This window comes from Chloracidobacterium sp. (assembly GCA_016716305.1).
GTDB lineage: Bacteria > Acidobacteriota > Blastocatellia > Pyrinomonadales > Pyrinomonadaceae > OLB17.
This window is the reverse complement of sequence record JADJWP010000002.1, coordinates 2,636,259-2,653,729: the sequence shown is the minus strand read 5'-3', so window position 1 is coordinate 2,653,729 and position 17,471 is coordinate 2,636,259. Positions and strand designations below refer to the sequence as shown.

The following is a 17,471-nucleotide window of genomic DNA, read 5'->3' as shown; positions in this document are numbered from 1 at the left end:
GAATCTGATCATTTAATCGAAACGCACGGTCTTAAAACGTTCAGGCGATATGTGTTGTGACGTTTGAAACCGTTTCCGTCACGCTCTTTGTTTCGGTGTTTTGCGATCATCCGCAGCAAGATCATCTTTAGTGCGGTGAAGAACAGGTATTTTGAGAATCTAAGTTTATAACTCGTTATTTCCTCGATCTTTTCGGCAGCGGGTTCGATGACCCGTTGTCGAAAGTCCTGAAGAAGGTCAAAATTTGGTGCGATCCGTTCGGTGAGGTCGATGTCCTGAATACACTCGAGCCCGAGGTCCCGGCAAGTTCGTAAATAATCTCGATATTGGTGTCCGCCGCCGATCGGTGACTTTCCGTTCTCTTCACACTTGAATTTGTCGCATACGATTATCACGCCCGAAGCGGTTAGCATTTCAGCGGCTTTCGAAAGTGCGGCGTAGCTCTCGACATACTGAAAACTCTCGGCAAAGAGAACCACGTCAAACTTGCGATCCGGGACAAAATCCTCGAAACCTGAATCGTGAACAATGATCCCTGGAACGTTCCTTCTTGCCTCCTTGTTCAACATGAAGGAAGGCGACAGGCATTCGACGTCGTAATGCAGATCCACCAGTCTTTTCGCAACAGAACCTACACCGCAGCCAACGTCAAGAACGCTCCGAGCATTAGACGGGATGGTCGCCAGCAGCAGATCGGTATACGCATCTTGTGCATTACCGATATTTCGGATGTTCAGTTCAAGATCGTCTGACCAAAGGCCATAATGCAGCGAGCGGGAATCCGCAAAATACTCGAGGAAAATTTGGCCTAGGATAAGCCCGTATTCCCGCCCGCGCATCACGGTCTTCGAATTGTGTTTCCTTAGTTCAAGACGTTGAGCATTCGACCGCTGCTGCTCCGTTTGCAATTGTTCGTCAGCAACTATGGTGGAGATTTCGATGGATTTCACGCATTGACCCCCCCGGGCATTTGTTGTCGATGCCGCATTATGCCATGGCCAATACTCGGTGCGAAAAGAAGATTGTTCCGCTCGGGCAACGATCGCGGCAACCGCATTCACTTGCCAAACGAAGACCCGTCGAAATGAAAAGAACTGCAGCCGATCGAACTTCAGCGCCAACCATGTATTGGTCACGACTAGGCAAAGATTAGACGACTGTTTTTCTTTGTTGTCAATCTTGATCCTCAGATCCCGATCTTCGCGGAGAATCCAATAAAGAGTGTTTTGGTTTGAATTGAATGATCGGTCAGATCGCCTGCCGTCGCGCCTTTCATTTCGTGTTGAACCTTCTTAGGTACCATCACAATGTCCGCAACCGGCCTAACGATCTACTGATCAACCTTAAAACTGAAAAATAAGGCCCGTCTGCGGCAAATTCGATGCTTTCAGATCTGCCTGGCCTAATTTCACCGTTCGCGGCCTAGAATCGCAGTCTCAGGGAACGTGTTCTTCGATGGTCAGCGTTGTATTAGGGCTGTTCGAAACGGCGTTTCGGAGAGCTGCGAACCCTTGTCGTCGATCGAAATGACCCTCCACTTAAAGGCCCCGCTCGATAATTTTGAATGAAGCCACGAAGGGGCCCGATAGACCGATCGGGAGGCAGGAAGAAGTGCCTGAAACCTTAGCGCATTATTGTCGTCAAAAAACTCGATCCGATAAAAGGACGCACCATTCATTGACCGCCATGTGAATAGAGGCGGATCATTGGTCGGCTGCAATTCTGCGTCGACTGGGGGCGTGATCAGCGCCGATGCTGCCCAATCGGCCGATACGCCCCCCGAAACAAAGAACTTGAATGTCGGCATCGGAAAACCTGCGACCGCACCGCCATTAACGACTCCGGGGCCGACACCTATGACACTCAGATTTGAGTCGGCTTCTTTGTCGTCCACCGCTTCGATTCGCAGGAGAAGTAAATATTGGCCGTCGGCATTCAACGGAAGCTTATCGGCGTTCTTGAACTCAAGCGTAAACTCGCCGTTCGGCGGAAGAAAATGGTAAAAACGCTCGACCTGGGTGAATCTGCGTTGACCTGATCGGTCCTCAATGGGAAGGGTGGCTTCCGTTAGCAGATCGCGGTTTGTCGGTAGCTCCTCCCCGGGGAGCACTAGTTCCCAGCGGCCCCTCAAACGGCCCGTTCCGTTATAGCGGATCTGCACGCCTTTTACCGGTAGTGGCTGACCTCGTCGAACGAACACGATAGGTTCGTCGGTTTCAGCAAGGTATCTTACGTCCGTGAGAGCAAACGGTGTGCGTGCGCCTCCGCCGGCCATCCGACACGTGACAGAGACGAACTGATCCGGGCCGCCGAGAGAAGATGTGAATCGCCTGACATAAAAGAAACCAGCATCCCCACCGGTGTCGGCAGTTTGAAAGGCGCGACGCACGACAGCTGACGGTATGGACATTATGTCGGTCAGGCCGAGATTGCCGCTTGTCTGCGAGAGGTTGTACCGAGTTGGCAACACACCGTAGATCGTATCCGGGCGACACTGAAGTCCGATCGCGGGTGGTGCAGCCGGAACCAGCTGTCCGCACCACATCGCTTCTGCCGGCGCATATCCCGCGGGTATCTGTCCGAAGGTTAGGAACACGACACTCGGGTTTTGTGAGTTTACATTCACACCGGTCGGGTTTACCTGTATCTGACTCGCGACGGTCTGAAAGCCTACCAACAGAATGCCAATTACCAAGGTTGGATATTTGAGCGATTTTGATCTCATTACAGGATGTTGAATGTTAGCCCCGCATTGAAGCCCTGAAAACGATTGATGTCTCGAATGACGAATAGCCGGTCGATCCTTGAACCGTAGCGATTTGAATAACGAACGAAAAGCTGTGTCTCGAACTTTCGGTACTTTTTCTTACCAATGCCGAACCGGTAAGACAGTTGGGCGTCATACTCGATGTTTCTCGAATCCGTGATGTTCGTTATATCTCCGGCGATAGTAGACGAGATATTTGTATTGAAAGAAACATTTTTGACGACGAGATTCATAATGCTGATGTTCGATCCGATCCGCCATTGTTGGTCAACGCGCCCGGTTTCGAGATTGCGCTGACTTTCGCGGCTGAGATCGAAACCGATCTGAACATCCTTAAAATGACTGATCGATACGTTGAAATAATTAACATTGCTGCCAAGATCAGCTCGTTCTCGCCCCGGTTGTCTGTTGTCCTGGAACGCCTGATTAAAGCGATAAGCAAACCGTATCTTATCTGTGATAGGCAATTCGGCATTTAGGCTATGAACGACATTTTCCTGATCCGGCACCTGAGAAAGACTGTTGAACTGGCCACCGATCGGGAGCCGGTCGCCAAACTGATGCACGCGTTCGTATGTATACGATATTCTCGGAAGATACTTGATCGGCTTTTTAGGATCGAACATCGTGCCCGGCGAAAACGCAAAACTGGCATAGTGGCGCCGATTCAGTGTTCTCAGTATTGACAGAATGTTCTCGAGATTATCGTTGCTTCGCAGGTGTCCCCAGTTGAAACTGATATCGCCAAAGTTCGCGGCGATCTCGAACTGGTTCTGCTGATGGTCGGCCTGACTTGAAGCTGCAACGCTTCGAAACAACGGTTCTATCTCTTCGTGCCGAAACGTTCCCGAAAGCCCTAGCTTTCTTTCGTCAAAGAGTTTTTTGTCCTTTATGATGTTAAAGCTCAATTCGAGAAATCGTGCGCCGCGGGTCACAGCGCGAACCTGTGTAAGCTGAACCCCCTGAGACAAAAGGGCATCGGCCCGGTTTGTAAATCGGCTGCTCGTGTAGCCGCCTTCAAAACGAATCCTTTCCTGCTTGTCTTTGAACTGAATGCGAAACGATCCGCCGTAGCTTCTTTCGGCATCGTTCACGGTTCGTTGGTTGAAATTGTCGAGCGGAAGAAGCGATCCGCGCATTGCGGTAACCTCAAGACGGAGCCCACCGGGACGCTCTTTAATGAACTCGCGCGCGAACGTAATTCCTAATATTTGATGTGATGATCGCGACAGACCGGCAAAATTATCAAACCCGACGATCGAGGTTCCGTTCATGGCCGAAAAGGTCACCTCGTTCTGTTTCCCGATCGGAATCGTCAATCCGAGTCCGCGACTCGAAAAGCCGTTTATGAGGTGCCGTTGCGAGCCGAACGAGATATGTCCGAGTTCGGCCTTGAACCTTCCCTTTGCAGCCTCGATGCGATAACTCGAAAGATCTACCGACGGTGCCCGATCGCCTAGCTCGCCGAACCGAAGTGCTTCGTTTTGGCGGCTTGAACCTGCCAGATCGAACTGTCCGCCGATCGACCAGCCGGCGTTGGTCACTTTTATCTGAAAACTCGCCTGGCCGGCCGTATCGATGAAAGCCGGTCGCTGCGGTTTGGCCGATTCGGGAAAGAAGTTTATGTTTCGTTCGCCCTTGAAATTTATGGAGATCGATGGCGTAAAATCGACCTTGGTTCTCGTGGCTTCGGGTGAACCATAATTCAGATCTGCTACCTTAAGGTCCAATTCCCTGACCAACCGCCAGGTATTGCCATTCTCAATCGAATAGACCCGCAGTTTATTTTCGCCGATCGGAAGGGGAAAGAGCACGGGCAAATACGTCAGGCGGTCATCATCCCTTTCGAACATTGCTGTCAGATCCGTATCGTTCAGAACGACGGCGTAACCGCCGGGCAGAATATCGCCATTGAAGCGGACCTCGATCTTCTCATTGGGCTTGACCCCTTTGTCTGAGAACGATGCGGTAACATTCGTGATCCCGAATCGCTGTTGAGCATTTCCGGTCAGCAAATTCTGCCAATAGGTCAGATTCACTACAAGGAAGGCAAATGAGATCAAGATCATTCGCCGACGCCAATCGACGCTGCCGATGCTCTCTCTGATTATCTTGGACGCCATTGGATTATCTGCGGTTCTGCGGCCAGATCATTGCAGCTTGCTGTGAACTGGCCAACGGCCCAATTTCTCATTTCTAATGGTCACAGGCACTTTCGAATTCTAAGGCACGGTCGCTCGATCAGAACGTGTTGCTCATCCACGGTCCGAACGGCGATCTTTGCGGTCTCGGCCGCCTGGTTCAACTGCGGACCGGATCTTCAAATGTCGCCGTTCTTGCCTTTTGGACGCTCTGAGATCCTATGAGGCCGGAATCCTCTTTATCGTCAACGTCACGACCCGGGAATTATCGGCATAGCACGATAAACAATCGTTCCCAAAAGCGACCATATAGCCCGTGACCGATGCCTTCCATTCACGTGGCCCCTTGCCGACAAGTATCTTGCGGCCCATATAGGTGATGGGATTTGCATTCTGGCTGTGAAACTCAACAACAAGTGCCATGGTCTTATAATCGATGTGCCTTCGCGTATTGCCATATGGCCCGGTGTCGTTATAGCCGTCGGCATCGGTCTCCTTAAGGCCGTTGTTCCATCCCGGACTCGCTACGGTAAACCGGTATTTCTGGCCTTCGATCGCTTTGATCCCGGTATAGTTCCATGGCTCGTTCGCGCGTACTGTGATCGACTTCGATTCGTTCATCGCAAGCGTGTCAGCGAAGAGCAGATTGCCAATCGAGTAGGCCGGATCAGGTGAGAATATGGTCCTTGGCACGTTTGCCGCGGCGACCGAGGTCGCGCCGGCGATGATCGCAATTGTGAAGATCGCCTTGATCGTTTTCTTTTTCATTTTGCTTACCTCCTAAGATTCATTGGCCCTCATAATGGGGACGCAATTAAAGTTTCATTTCATTCGGTTAATTTGCTTGTTCGAAATATGGGTTGTCGCCGTCCACAGCTTCACGGACCCGGAACGTTGAACTGAAACGCTCGCGGGGCCGAACAGAAGCTGTTTGCGCCTTGCCCCTGGAATATCGCGCAGACCCGAACCTCATTGGCTACGCCCAGCGCAAAACCGGTAAAATTCTCCTCTCGTGCGGTGCCATTTTGTGTGTCTGACACGCCTATGAAGTTGCCGCTTACGGCGCTTCGCAATTGCACTTGGAAGCGCAATGGGTTGGTACATGTGTGTGACCAACGAACACGAGCAGTTCCCGAGCCAATAAGCTCGACCTGGCCAGTGATCGTCGGGTTGCAGCTTGCTGCCTGGCCAATGGTGAACGGCATGTTGCCAAAGCAAAGATCGCCGCCGTCTGCCGATGAGTACTTCGAACAGACATTGAAGGTATAGTTGTCCGCGGGCAGATCGGCCACATTCAATGCTTGTCGCGTCCCTATCCCGCTACCTGCCGGACGTTCGAATGTGTTCGCTAAAATTCCAAGTCTTGTATTAAAGATCCTGACCCTATATCCTGACTCGTAGGTGGACCGATCCATCCATGACAGTTGAACGAATGGCGTGACAGTCGTCGACTGTGTTCCATTCGGGCCCGTTAGGTTGACCGCAACCAATCCGTCCGGTGCCGCCAGAGTCTCTGCGTTCGGAGTTGTTCCTGCATGACAAGTGAGCCCAACGGCGACGATGCCTTTATCGTTGTATCTGCCGTGGAAGCCGCGCCCGATCTTGTCCGAGCATCTGTCCTCGCTCCATGACACTCGGTCACTCGTCGGGCTATACGGCGCTGTCATACTTCTCGTAATGTCGTTCGGGGCACCGAAATTGGGGATCGATCGATCCATTTTCCAGCAATGCAGGTTTATTTTGACGACCAATCCGTCTCGGGCGCTCCCACTCATACCTTTGACCGCATATCCTTCTGGGCAGGTAGCCGTAAGTTGTTGCGGCATAAAAGGATAAAATCCTCCTTCACCGCCGTCGGTTGTCGCGCTGTATGTAGTTGAGCCCAGCCACTTTCCCGCTGTCGATACCTTTCTGCACAATGCCTGTAGTTTCCCTAACCAATATCCTCCCTTACCTCGCAGCCCGATGAATACCTTGTCGTCACCGCAGCCGTGACTGTACTCCGTTCCACCCGAACCGCCACGAGCCGGCAATTTTACGAAGTCGCAATAGACCGGCAGGGCGAATGCGCAAATGGCCAAAGCGAATGCCATGATCGAGTGTCTTAAAACTCTCATTCTCTTGTTTCTCCTTTAGTTTCATGCGCCGGGCAAAGCCCCTTTTATTCGACCCGCTTGATCGTTAGCGTGACAACACGCGAGTTGTCGCCGTAACAGCCTTCACAATCGTTCGCAAAAGCGGCCACGAATCCCGTTTTTGTTGCCTTCCACGTCCTGCCCTTTGCGATAAGGAACGATGTTCCCGTGTATGAATATTTATCCTGATAGGTGTAGAGCGAACCGACCAAGGCCATCACCCTGTAGTTCGGAAAACGAAGAACCCATCCGGGCGGTGTAACTGGCATTAAATATCCTTCGGCATCGGTTTCGATCGATCCGTTATTCCAGGCCGGACTCCCCACGGTGAACTTGAATGTTTGGCCATTGATGAGCTTTACGCCCGTCCAGTTGTGTTCTTTGTTTGCCGAGACCGTGACGGTTTTCGATTCGTTGACGGCAAGTGTATTCGCCAGCAGGAACTCACCGCTGCCATAGAGAGGTTCCAGGCTGAAGACACTCCCAGGGCGCTCGGCGGCGGTCTCTATCGTTCCACCGAATAGCAGCGTCGCAAAAACTAAAGTTAGCCTGAGGGAAGTTCCGATCGACTTAGATTTTCTTGATTCCATCTTATTCCTCGAAGTGATTTTGCGATTCGAAAAGCTAGTGTAACCGCAGATTTTTCTTGTCACGGAACTACGCGAAACTTGTGTTAAGATTGGAGGAAAAATTATGGAAGAAGATGTTTCGTTGCTTTTGCAGGCGGTAGGCCGCGGTGTCGACGATCCGGATCGCGATGCCCTGGATAAGCTTTTGCCTATTGTTTACAACGAACTGCGATATATTGCCTCGAGCTTCCTGCATCGCGAACATGCGGTTTCATTGCAGACGACGGAGTTGGTTCATGAAGCGTACTTCAAGCTGACCAAACAGCGGACCGTCGATTGGGAAAATCGCGGACAGTTTTTTGCGATAGCGGCAACGGCGATGCGCCGTATCCTGATAGATGCGGCACGCCAGCGGAAAAGTCTGAAGAGAAACGTTGAGAAGATACCCATCGATGATGCTCCATCAATCTCGGTGGAAGTCAATCAGGACCTGCTCGAGTTGGATTCAGCATTGGACGAGCTCGCCCAGTTTGATAAGAGGCAAGCTCAGATTGTTGAATTGCGATACTTTACCGGCCTGACCATCGAGGAAACGGCCGAGGTGATGAAGATATCGCCGTCAACCGTAAAGGACGAATGGACAATCGCCAAAGCCTGGTTATATAAAAAGCTGAATTGTTGACCGACTGATTTGTTTCATTTTCCGCGTATTTCACTGATACGGCTATGGATTTGGAAAAATGGAAGATCATCAAGGGCCTTTTTTCGACCGCAATAGAACTTGCGCCTCACAAACGCGGCGCGATCCTTGAAGGGGTTTCTTCCGAGATCCGCCTCGAGGTCGAACAGCTCCTCGCCGCCCACGAAGAGAACGGAGGCTTCATCGAAGAACCGGCCATCGTCCATGAGGGATTGGCCGAACCCGCAGCTGACGATCCGTTCATTGGCAAAACGGTCGGTAATTATCTGATAACCAAAAAGATCGGGTCCGGAGGCATGGGGCTAGTATTTCTGGCCGAAAGAAAGGATTTTGCCCAAAGGGTCGCGGTCAAGCTGATCAAACGCGGAATGGACTCGGAGGCGATCCTTAAGCGTTTCTATTTAGAGCGCCAGATCCTCTCGAGGCTAAATCACCCTAATATCGCTCATCTTATCGATGGTGGAATGACCGATGAAGGGCAGCCGTATTTGGTGATGGAATTTGTCGAGGGCCGTCCGCTTCTTGAGTTCTGTGCTCTTCATAAATTCAGTATCCGGGAAAAGCTCGAGCTGTTTCGGAAGATCTGTACCGCGGTCAGTTTCGCCCATCAAAATTTGATCGTCCACCGTGACATCAAGCCATCGAATGTTCTGATCACCAATGACGGAACACCCAAACTGCTTGATTTCGGTATTGCGAAACTGCTCGACGCGGATGCCGAGGGGACAACTGCCCAGATCAAGATCTTCACTCCCGAATACGCTTCGCCAGAGCAGTTGAATGGATTGCCGATCACAACGTCCACCGATGTCTATTCGCTCGGAGTCGTCTTATACGAACTTCTAAGCGGCGTCCGCCCGTTCAATTCCAGCGGAAAGAGTTACCAGGAGATCGCGAGAATGGTGCTTACCGAAGAACCGGCTCGTCCCTCATCGGTGGTCGGAGGATATTCGTCATTTGTCGGGCAGACAAATGAAGATTCAACGCCTGCAACGAATGATGAACGGTCCGGAATGCTCCATGATCCGCATTCAACATTTCGTAGCTTAAAGGGCGATATTGACAACATAATCCTTAAAGCGATCCGAAAAGACCCGGAACGTCGTTACGCCTCGGTGCAGGAACTCTCCGAGGATCTTCGAAGAAACCTGGCCGGTCTGCCCGTGTCAGCAACCGCCGATTCGCGCAGCTATCGTTTTAGAAAGTTTGTCGGCCGACACAAGTTAGGAACCGCGGCTCTCGCACTCGTACTTTTATTGTCGGGCATAGCAGTTTCGCAGAGTATTGTCGCCAACCGTGAACGAGCCAGAGCGGAACGACGGTTGATCGAAACTCGAAAGATAGCCAATTCATTGATGTTCGAGGTTCACGACTCTCTAGCCACACTTCCCGGTGCAACGGCATCGAGAGAGATCTTGGTCAAACGCGCAATGGAATATCTGGACGCACTTTACCAGGAGGGCGAAGAAAACCCTGAGTTAATGCGGGAATTGGCGATCGCTTACCGAAAGGTCAGCGACATTCTGGGACACCCTGAGTTTTCAAGCCTTGGAAAGCGTTCCGACAGTCTCCTTTATTGTCAGAAGGCATTCGACATACATTCGAGACTCTTGGATGAGGACCCATTCAACCTCGATTCATTAAGGGAGTTGGGCTCGATCACCGAGACATTGTCTTCAGCTTATCCCACGACAAAAGGCGATTGGGACGAGGGGCTGAAGTACGCACGGATCTCACAGAAGACGCTGGCGACCCTGTCTGAGATCGAGCCGACCGAGGCTAGATGGAAAAGCCGCCTTGCCAAGCGATACAACTATTCTGCCTTTATCCTCGAAAGCAAGCACGACCACCTGGCTGCCGCAGAGGATTACAGACTGTCACTCCAATACACAGAGGAGGCGATCGCGCTTGCTCCCGATGATCCGTCAGTGCTCGTACCCGCAGCATCGGTTTTCAGCATGACCGCACGGCGACTGGGGGACGTTGATTACAACGATTACGGAAGAACGGAAGAGGCTTTGGTCTACCTGGAAAGGGCACTCGCGATCCGTACAAAGCTTTTCGAACGCGACCCAAACAACGTCGGGCATAAGCGGTCGCTGGCGGTTGTCTATGATGACCTCGGGGTGCTTGCCGATCGAAGGGCGGATCATGCCGCCGCCAACGAGTATTTTAGTAAAGCTCTTGTTCTCTTCGATGAGATCATTGCGAACGACCCTAAAGACATAATGGTAGCCACTAACAAAGGTTATAACCTTATGAAACATGGCTCTTCCCTGTCGAACCAGGGAAGAGCCAAAGAGGCTCTCGGAATGCAAAAACGAGCTGTAGCTCTTCACGAACGATGGGTGCAGACCGATCCTGATTCTGTTGACACGATCACTACGCTGAGTCTAAGTAAAGAACACCTTGCCGATACGATGTTCAAGCTGAAGAGTATCCATGAAGCGCGTAGCACGTATGAAGCAAGTCTCGGAGACATCCTGAAGGCATACAGCCTGTCGAAATCACCAACCTACGAGATCATCATTCCCGCGGCCCGTCTCCATTTAAAGCTGGGTAAACTCAAGGGCGCGAATACGAGAGAATGCACCTCCGCACAGAATCACTTCAAGAGCGCGTATAAGTTACTGGATGATTTCAGGCAAAAGGATCGTCTCAGCCCCACGAACACCGCACTTTACGAAGAGATAAAGACCCTCGCCGATACATTTACCTGCATCGGTTAAAAAAGGCCCGTCCCTTAAATGGAGACGGGCCGGTCCGCGAAGATCCGCATCGTATCATACGAACGCGAAATCGTATTGCGCTTGGTGGATGTGCGGATCGGATGTGACATCCACATTTCCCAGATAGGCCTCGATCTCTTCCAGCACGTTCCGTTCGCTCGTTCGCATCGCTTTCGCGACATCCGGGTGTATTCGCAGCGTCGTTTGCCTGACGTCGTCGAGCTGTTTCGAAAGCCTTCTTGCCTCGGCAAGTATTTCATAGCAAACCGTCGTCGGCGATTTTACCCAACCCGCGCCTTCGCAGTATTCGCAAGGCGAACACATCGTGCGTTCAAGCGATTGCTTGACACGTTTCCGCGTCATGATGATCAGCCCGAAATCGTTGAACGAAAGCACCTTTGTTGGCGACTTGTCGGTCGAAAGGGCCTCTTGTAAAGCCTGCGAGACCTTATGGCGATTACGCCGGTCTTCCATGTCGATCAGGTCAAGAACGATGATGCCGCCAAGATCGCGCAGCCTTATTTGTCTGGCGATCTCGTCAACCGCCTCCATGTTCGTTCGGGTGATCGTATCTTCGAGCCGTGCGTTCCCCTTGCCGACGAACTTGCCGGTATTAACGTCGATCGCGACGAGAGCTTCGGTCTGGTTGATCACGAGATAACCGCCTGATTTTAGCCATACACGCGGCTTCAATGCCTTGTCGATCTCTTCCTGCACGCCAAAAGCTTCAAGGATCGGCTGCTCACGTGTGTAGAATTTTACACGGTTTACCAAACGGGGCTGAATGCGGTTGATGAACTCGACCGTGCTCAGATATTCTTCTTCGCTATCGACCCTGATCGCAGTAAAGTCGTCGGAAAGCTGGTCACGAAGCAAGCGTTGTACGAGGTCAAGGTCCTGATGGACAAGTGCGGGCGATTTCGCTTTTTCTGACGATTTCTTGACATCCTGCCAGGTTCTTACCAAATATCGTGCGTCCTGCCGTAGATCTTCTTCCGAAATACCTATACCCGCTGTTCGAACGATAAATCCGCCCGAGGGGATGTCCTCGTCCTGCCTGATCCGCTGGATCAGCGTCCTGAGCCTTCCCCTTTCGCTCGATGATTCGATCTTTCGCGAAACACCCAGATGCTCGATGGTCGGCATATAGACCAAGAACCTGCCGGGCAAAGCAATGTGAGAGGTTATCCGGGCTCCCTTCTTGGCGATCGGCTCCTTTGCGATCTGGACCAATATCTCTTGTCCTTCCCGGAGGAGATCAGAAATGGTCGGCTGTGGCCGGCGTTCGCCTCGATCGTTGCGATCCTGACGCTTGTCGTCACGCTGATCGTTTCGACCACGCTTGTCACGACGCCCTCGATCGCGCCCGCGGTCTCCTCGCACATCGCGTCCTTCTTTGGCCTCACCATTAGTGGTTTCATCAGGTTCGACCGATGCGACGGTGTTGATCTCCTCAGCCCCGTTGGATTCGGTTACGGCCGTTTCATCGTCAGCGAAAACCTCGGCAGCAGCTATTTCGATGTCATCAGGGATCTCGACGGCGACGTCCTCAAATCCAAGAAGCTCCGCTGGAACACCGTCGCCGTTCGTCTCGGTGCTATCTGCCTTTTTACCTCGCCCGCCTCGCCTTCGGCCCCGGCCTCCGCGGCGCACGGTCATCTCAGACACGTCCGAAGCTTCTCTTACGCTTGCTTCGGCGTTTTCCATTATCTCCGCATCGCCTGCCGGTTCATCGCCTTTCTTAGATGATGCTGCCGCGGATCTTGATTTTGCCGATCGTGACTTTGGCTCAGATGTCCGGGACCTTCGGGTCTTGGTCTTCTTCGTATCAGATTCGCCGGCTAAACCCGCGGCACCGTCGTCGACCGTCTTTTTGGGTGAACGTGAGCCGCGCCCCTTCGCCGTTTTCTTTTCAGCCTTTGCCGCCGGTTCGTCGTCTTCATCCGCGATACGCTCAAAACCGCTGCCCAGATCGGACATTGAAGGAAGAAGTGATCCGACCTCGGCTTCGTCGATACTCTCCATGTCGAATTCGACCGCCCGCACCTGATCGACGATCGCTTCCTGCATATAAGCATCCTTAAACATCTCACCGGTGTCTTCGTCATCGATCACTCGTTCAAATCCTGAGTCTTCAAACTCGAAGATCGGCTCCGGAGTAACATTCATCGTCGGCTCTTCCTCGACCCGGTTCTCTGGTCGTTCGCGGTCGCGCCTTCCGCGGCCGCGTCCCCGGCCCGGTTTTTCGGCCGCCGGAAGCTCCTGGCGAAATTCGCTTGTCTCGACCGGCCCTTCACTCTCAGAGAGCGGCTCGGCTATCTCCTGCACGGCCTCCATCTGTTTTTCGCGTTCGATCCGTGCCCGGTCGATCCTTTCGTTCGCTTCACGCTTTGCATCTTCGGGCGACGTCTTCTTGGATTTCTCCATTACGATCCTTTCGATCTCTTCTTCTTCATCGAAAAAGTCCGAAACGTAAAGAAACGCATCGCGCTCAAGCCCGATCGAAACAAAGGCCGACTGCATGCCGGGAAGCACGCGTTGAACCCTGCCTTTGTAAATGTTGCCTGCGATCCCCGAATTCTCTTCGCCACGCTCGATGTAAAATTCGGTGACGCGGCCATTATCCAATATTGCGATCTTCTTCTCGCGTCCATTGACGCTGATGATCATTTCTTTCGACATAAAAACTGTTCCTTGGTTGTTAAAGTACCGGCGCCCGAAGACCGTAACCGTTCAGGATCTAAACTTGCGGATTTGACAGACGACGACCATGTCCATGAGGCCATGGCTGATCACGCGATTGATTTTACTTTTGATCCGTTGTCACAAGCGAGACGCCGGGGACGACGAGTGTTGAGTTGTTTCACGCAGGAATCGGTGTCGATCAAAGCCAAGGCGCCTGCCTGTGGCAATAGGGAGCACATATCTATCAACTTGATGATCGTGCTCAACCTGTCAAAATCTATAATTCAGCGATCTGATGCTCAAAAATCCTATCTTGTTTGCAGTCTCCACGACGATTCGCAGAAGCTCTTCGGGCAAACTCTATGAAAGTATAGACGAATTCTTGCGATTGTTAAATCCCGATTCGCTAATTATTACCTGCCTTTGTTTTTTAAGGCGCCATCCAGATACAATTGTGAACGTTCAAATCAGGCAACTCGCGCGTTATGGAAGTCTATTTTCATCTGATAAATCAGCCCGACGAGGTCGCTAAGGCTTGTTCAGAGCTGCGTTCCGTCGAGATTTTGGGCTTCGACACCGAGACCACCGAGCTCGATCCGTATCGCGGAGATATCAGGCTGATCCAGTTCAGCACAGGTAAGGGAGCGACGATTTTCGACCTAAAGCCTTTCAAGGAGCGCGGCGATCTCCGGAAAGATCCTGCTCTCGCTCCGCTTCGTGATCTCATCTCCGATCCGACGCGTACAAAGATCGCTCATAATGCAAAGTTTGACGCAAAATGGGTTCGTCATCACCTTGGATGCGAACTTGGGGGTGTTTTCGATACCTACCTAGCGAGCCAGTTGATCGCAGCCGGAGATACCGAACGCCGACATTCGCTCGCTGACGCGGCTCAGTATTTCACCGGAACCGAATTGGACAAATCTCAACAGGTCAGCAACTGGGGCTCGGTCGAGCTTTCACAGTCGCAGATCGAATATGCGGCGCGCGATGCGGCAATACTCATCCCGCTGCGAGAAAAAATGGCTGAACGCCTTGGCATCGATGATCTTGAACGAGTTGCCCGACTCGAATTCGAGTGTGTCGCCCCGATCGCCGAAATGGAACTCAACGGTTTCTTTCTTGATGAATCGCGATGGAGGGAACAGCTGGAAAAGGCCAAAACGGCGCAGGCAGCGGCATCGAACGAACTGCAGGACATGCTTTCGGCCGGCGTCGCACAGGCAACGTTGTTTGGGAGAGCGGAAGTGAACCTTGATTCCCAGGCTCAGGTAACTGCTGCCCTGGTGAACCTTGGTGTACCGGTCCCGGATTCTACCCGCGCCTGGCAACTGCAGCCGCTGGCAGATCAGTATCCTGTGATCGCAAAACTGCTTGAATATCGCGGAGTGCAAAAGTCCATTACCAGTTTTGGCGAGAACATACTCGAATACATCGAGCCTGCGACCGGACGGATACACGCCGATTTTCGTCAGATCGGTGCGCCGACAGGGCGATTCTCGTGCTCGAATCCAAATCTTCAGCAGATCCCTCACGAACCGCAATATCGGCGTTGCTTTAGAGCTCCTGAGGGGAGGAAATTGGTGATCGCTGATTACTCGCAGATAGAGCTCAGAATACTCGCGGATTTCTCGAATGATCAAAAGTTTATCGATGCCTTTATCTCGGGCGAGGACTTTCACACGACGACCGCTGCTCAGGTATTCAATGTCGATCCGAACAGCGTCACCGCAGATCAGCGTTCATTTGCCAAACGTCTGAATTTTGGGGTTGTCTACGGTATCGGAGCTCAGCGCTTCGGGTTAATGACCGGCCTTTCGCAGAACGAGGCAGAAACCACGTTACGGAAATACTTTTCGACCTATCGGGGCCTGGATGCTTGGCTTCGCGAAGCCGCAAGTACCGTCACGACCGAGCGGATCGCCCGGACGGGTTCTGGCAGAATGGTCCGATTCAGATTCGATGAGAATGACCGTCAACAGGTCGCTTCGGCCCAGCGGAACGCGAAAAACATGCCGATCCAGGGCACGTCAGCTGATATTTTGAAGCGAGCTCTTCGGTTGCTTCATGATTCGATCCGCGACACATCGGTAAGATTGGTCAACATCGTTCATGACGAGATTATTGTGGAGTGCGACGGATCAGACGCGGAAACAGCTGCAATGCAATTGGAAACTGCAATGGTCAAAGCCGGCGAAGAATACGTCAAGCGTGTTCCGATCAAGGTTGATGTCCACATTGCCGACGAATGGACCAAATAGCTGTCGATGTGCCGGCCTGTGTTCTCAGGGCGGTTGAAAAGCCGATCGGCCTAGCTTGCCGCCGCCTCGTTCGCGGCGTTGTTCGAGCTGATGTACAAGATGCGCGTGCAGCTTTCGCAAGTTATGATCTTGTCTCCGCGCTTCACCTCAAGCTGCATTTGCGGGCGAAGCGACATGAAACACGCCGCGCAAGAACCATTAACGACCTCGGCGACCGCTATCCCATCACGGCTTCGCTGAGCCAGACGATTGTAAACGGAAGCAAGCTGCGCCGGCAGTGTATCGAAGACCTCAGCTCGTTTCTTGGTCTCGGCCGCAAATTCGGCTTCGCTTCGTGAGACCACTTCGTCAAAGCTCTTCAAAGCTTCGTTTCGCTTGGAATCAAGACCGCTTATCTCGTCCGCCCGGTCAGCAAGCTCTTTTTCGACCTCTTCGGCCGCCGTCATTTTTTCGACGATCTGATTTTCGAACGCAGCGATCTGCTTTTGCAGCGCATCGGTCTCACGCATCGCGGTTTCGTATTCTTTCTGATTTTGCGCGTGTTTCAGGTTGCGATCTGCACGTTCCAAATACGTCTTGTTCTCAGCTATTTGACGTTCAAGATCTGCACGGTCGGCGTGCAGCGCGTCACGGCGGTTTTGTATCTCCCTAATAGAAAAAGCGTGCTGTTCGAACTCCTGTTCAATTTCAGCACGCTTCGCTTCTGCAGTATCAACGATTTGTTTTAGCCTTCGAAGGTTCGTATCGGTCTTCTGTAGGTCTATCAATTTCTCAAGCTCTGATCTCACGGTTTGAATTTCTCCCTCTACTTGTTCCCAATCCGATATTTTACACCTTAGCGGGCGCAATACAAAGCCGGGCGCATATCGGGCTCTAACCGAACAGCGTATCAAAGTGTTTTTGAAGATCGGCTCCGGTAAACGGCCATCGAACTTGCCCGTCCTGAATGACCCTCCATCCCGGCGGATCTTCGTCACGCGTAAGGACGATCTCAACATTCGACTTTGGCATCCCGAAATGAGTGATCCGGGCAAACGCGAGTGAGCCCGAACGCATGAATCCGTCGGCGGGCGTACGCGTCCAACCTCCTTCGATCGTCAAACATCTGACCCCAAGCCGGACCTGCAATCGCGACCCGACCATATTGGCACCACGATCCTCGAAATTGTGAGGTTCGGTTCGTTCGATCGATGTTCCGGCCGAAGCTCGGTTGGATTCGGCCGCAATAGAGATCGCCGAATCAAGAAGCCATTTCAGCCCGGCAGCTCGTAATGTGTCGTTCGCGGCTTTTAGCGAAAGGTAATCGACAACGTCAGAACGCCCTGATACTTTCGCATTTTCAATGGCCTGTGCGAGCATCTGCGACCATGCCAGATCAAGTTCGTTCATTAGCTGAGGATAAGACCGCGTCGGGCGCTATTGCAATTTCGTGCTATCATTTTTTATTGACTGCGACCGGCTCTTAGTATTTCGAAAGTCGTATT

The 17,471-nt window shown here is 52.2% G+C and carries 12 protein-coding genes; 3 read left to right on the top strand and 9 right to left on the bottom strand.

The window, feature by feature from the left end; genetic code table 11:
- Positions 1-8: 8 nt before the first annotated feature.
- From IPM28_14060 to IPM28_14035, 6 genes are all read right to left on the bottom strand, one after another.
- Complete coding sequence (locus tag IPM28_14060; GenBank protein MBK9174105.1) at positions 9-950, bottom strand: methyltransferase domain-containing protein; 942 nt, start codon at positions 948-950, stop codon at positions 9-11.
- 509 nt (positions 951-1,459) lie between these two features.
- Entirely contained in the window at positions 1,460-2,725 is a 1,266-nt protein-coding gene (locus IPM28_14055; protein MBK9174104.1) for a hypothetical protein, read from the bottom strand.
- Complete coding sequence (locus IPM28_14050; protein MBK9174103.1) at positions 2,725-4,890, bottom strand: hypothetical protein; 2,166 nt, start codon at positions 4,888-4,890, stop codon at positions 2,725-2,727. The genes IPM28_14055 and IPM28_14050 overlap by 1 nt, the downstream gene beginning before the upstream one ends.
- Before the next feature lie 237 nt (positions 4,891-5,127).
- Positions 5,128-5,676, bottom strand: coding sequence for a hypothetical protein (locus IPM28_14045; protein MBK9174102.1), 549 nt, complete (start codon positions 5,674-5,676; stop codon positions 5,128-5,130).
- A gap of 110 nt (positions 5,677-5,786) precedes the next feature.
- Positions 5,787-7,025, bottom strand: coding sequence for a hypothetical protein (locus IPM28_14040; protein MBK9174101.1), 1,239 nt, complete (start codon positions 7,023-7,025; stop codon positions 5,787-5,789).
- Positions 7,026-7,069: 44 nt separating this feature from the next.
- Entirely contained in the window at positions 7,070-7,633 is a 564-nt protein-coding gene (locus IPM28_14035) for a hypothetical protein (protein MBK9174100.1), read from the bottom strand.
- A 103-nt stretch (positions 7,634-7,736) separates the two neighbouring features.
- Here IPM28_14035 and IPM28_14030 point away from each other — a divergent pair, with 103 nt between their 5' ends.
- Both IPM28_14030 and IPM28_14025 read left to right on the top strand, forming a co-directional pair.
- Positions 7,737-8,294: a sigma-70 family RNA polymerase sigma factor gene (locus IPM28_14030; protein ID MBK9174099.1), complete on the top strand. Its 558-nt coding sequence runs from the start codon at positions 7,737-7,739 to the stop codon at positions 8,292-8,294.
- 44 nt (positions 8,295-8,338) lie between these two features.
- Positions 8,339-11,041 (top strand): serine/threonine protein kinase, encoded by a 2,703-nt coding sequence (locus tag IPM28_14025; GenBank protein ID MBK9174098.1) that lies wholly within the window; start codon positions 8,339-8,341, stop codon positions 11,039-11,041.
- 54 nt (positions 11,042-11,095) lie between these two features.
- Here the strand turns inward: IPM28_14025 and IPM28_14020 are convergent, their stop codons facing one another.
- A complete protein-coding gene (locus IPM28_14020; protein ID MBK9174097.1) occupies positions 11,096-13,723 on the bottom strand; it encodes an Rne/Rng family ribonuclease in 2,628 nt (875 codons plus the stop codon).
- 488 nt (positions 13,724-14,211) lie between these two features.
- Here IPM28_14020 and IPM28_14015 point away from each other — a divergent pair, with 488 nt between their 5' ends.
- Positions 14,212-15,987 (top strand): hypothetical protein, encoded by a 1,776-nt coding sequence (locus IPM28_14015; GenBank protein MBK9174096.1) that lies wholly within the window; start codon positions 14,212-14,214, stop codon positions 15,985-15,987.
- A gap of 50 nt (positions 15,988-16,037) precedes the next feature.
- Here IPM28_14015 and IPM28_14010 read toward each other — a convergent pair whose 3' ends face one another.
- Complete coding sequence (locus IPM28_14010) at positions 16,038-16,775, bottom strand: hypothetical protein (protein MBK9174095.1); 738 nt, start codon at positions 16,773-16,775, stop codon at positions 16,038-16,040.
- Positions 16,776-16,860: 85 nt separating this feature from the next.
- The gene (locus tag IPM28_14005) at positions 16,861-17,376 is read right to left on the bottom strand and encodes a hypothetical protein (protein ID MBK9174094.1); all 516 of its coding nucleotides are present in this window, start codon (positions 17,374-17,376) and stop codon (positions 16,861-16,863) included.
- Positions 17,377-17,471: the final 95 nt, after the last annotated feature.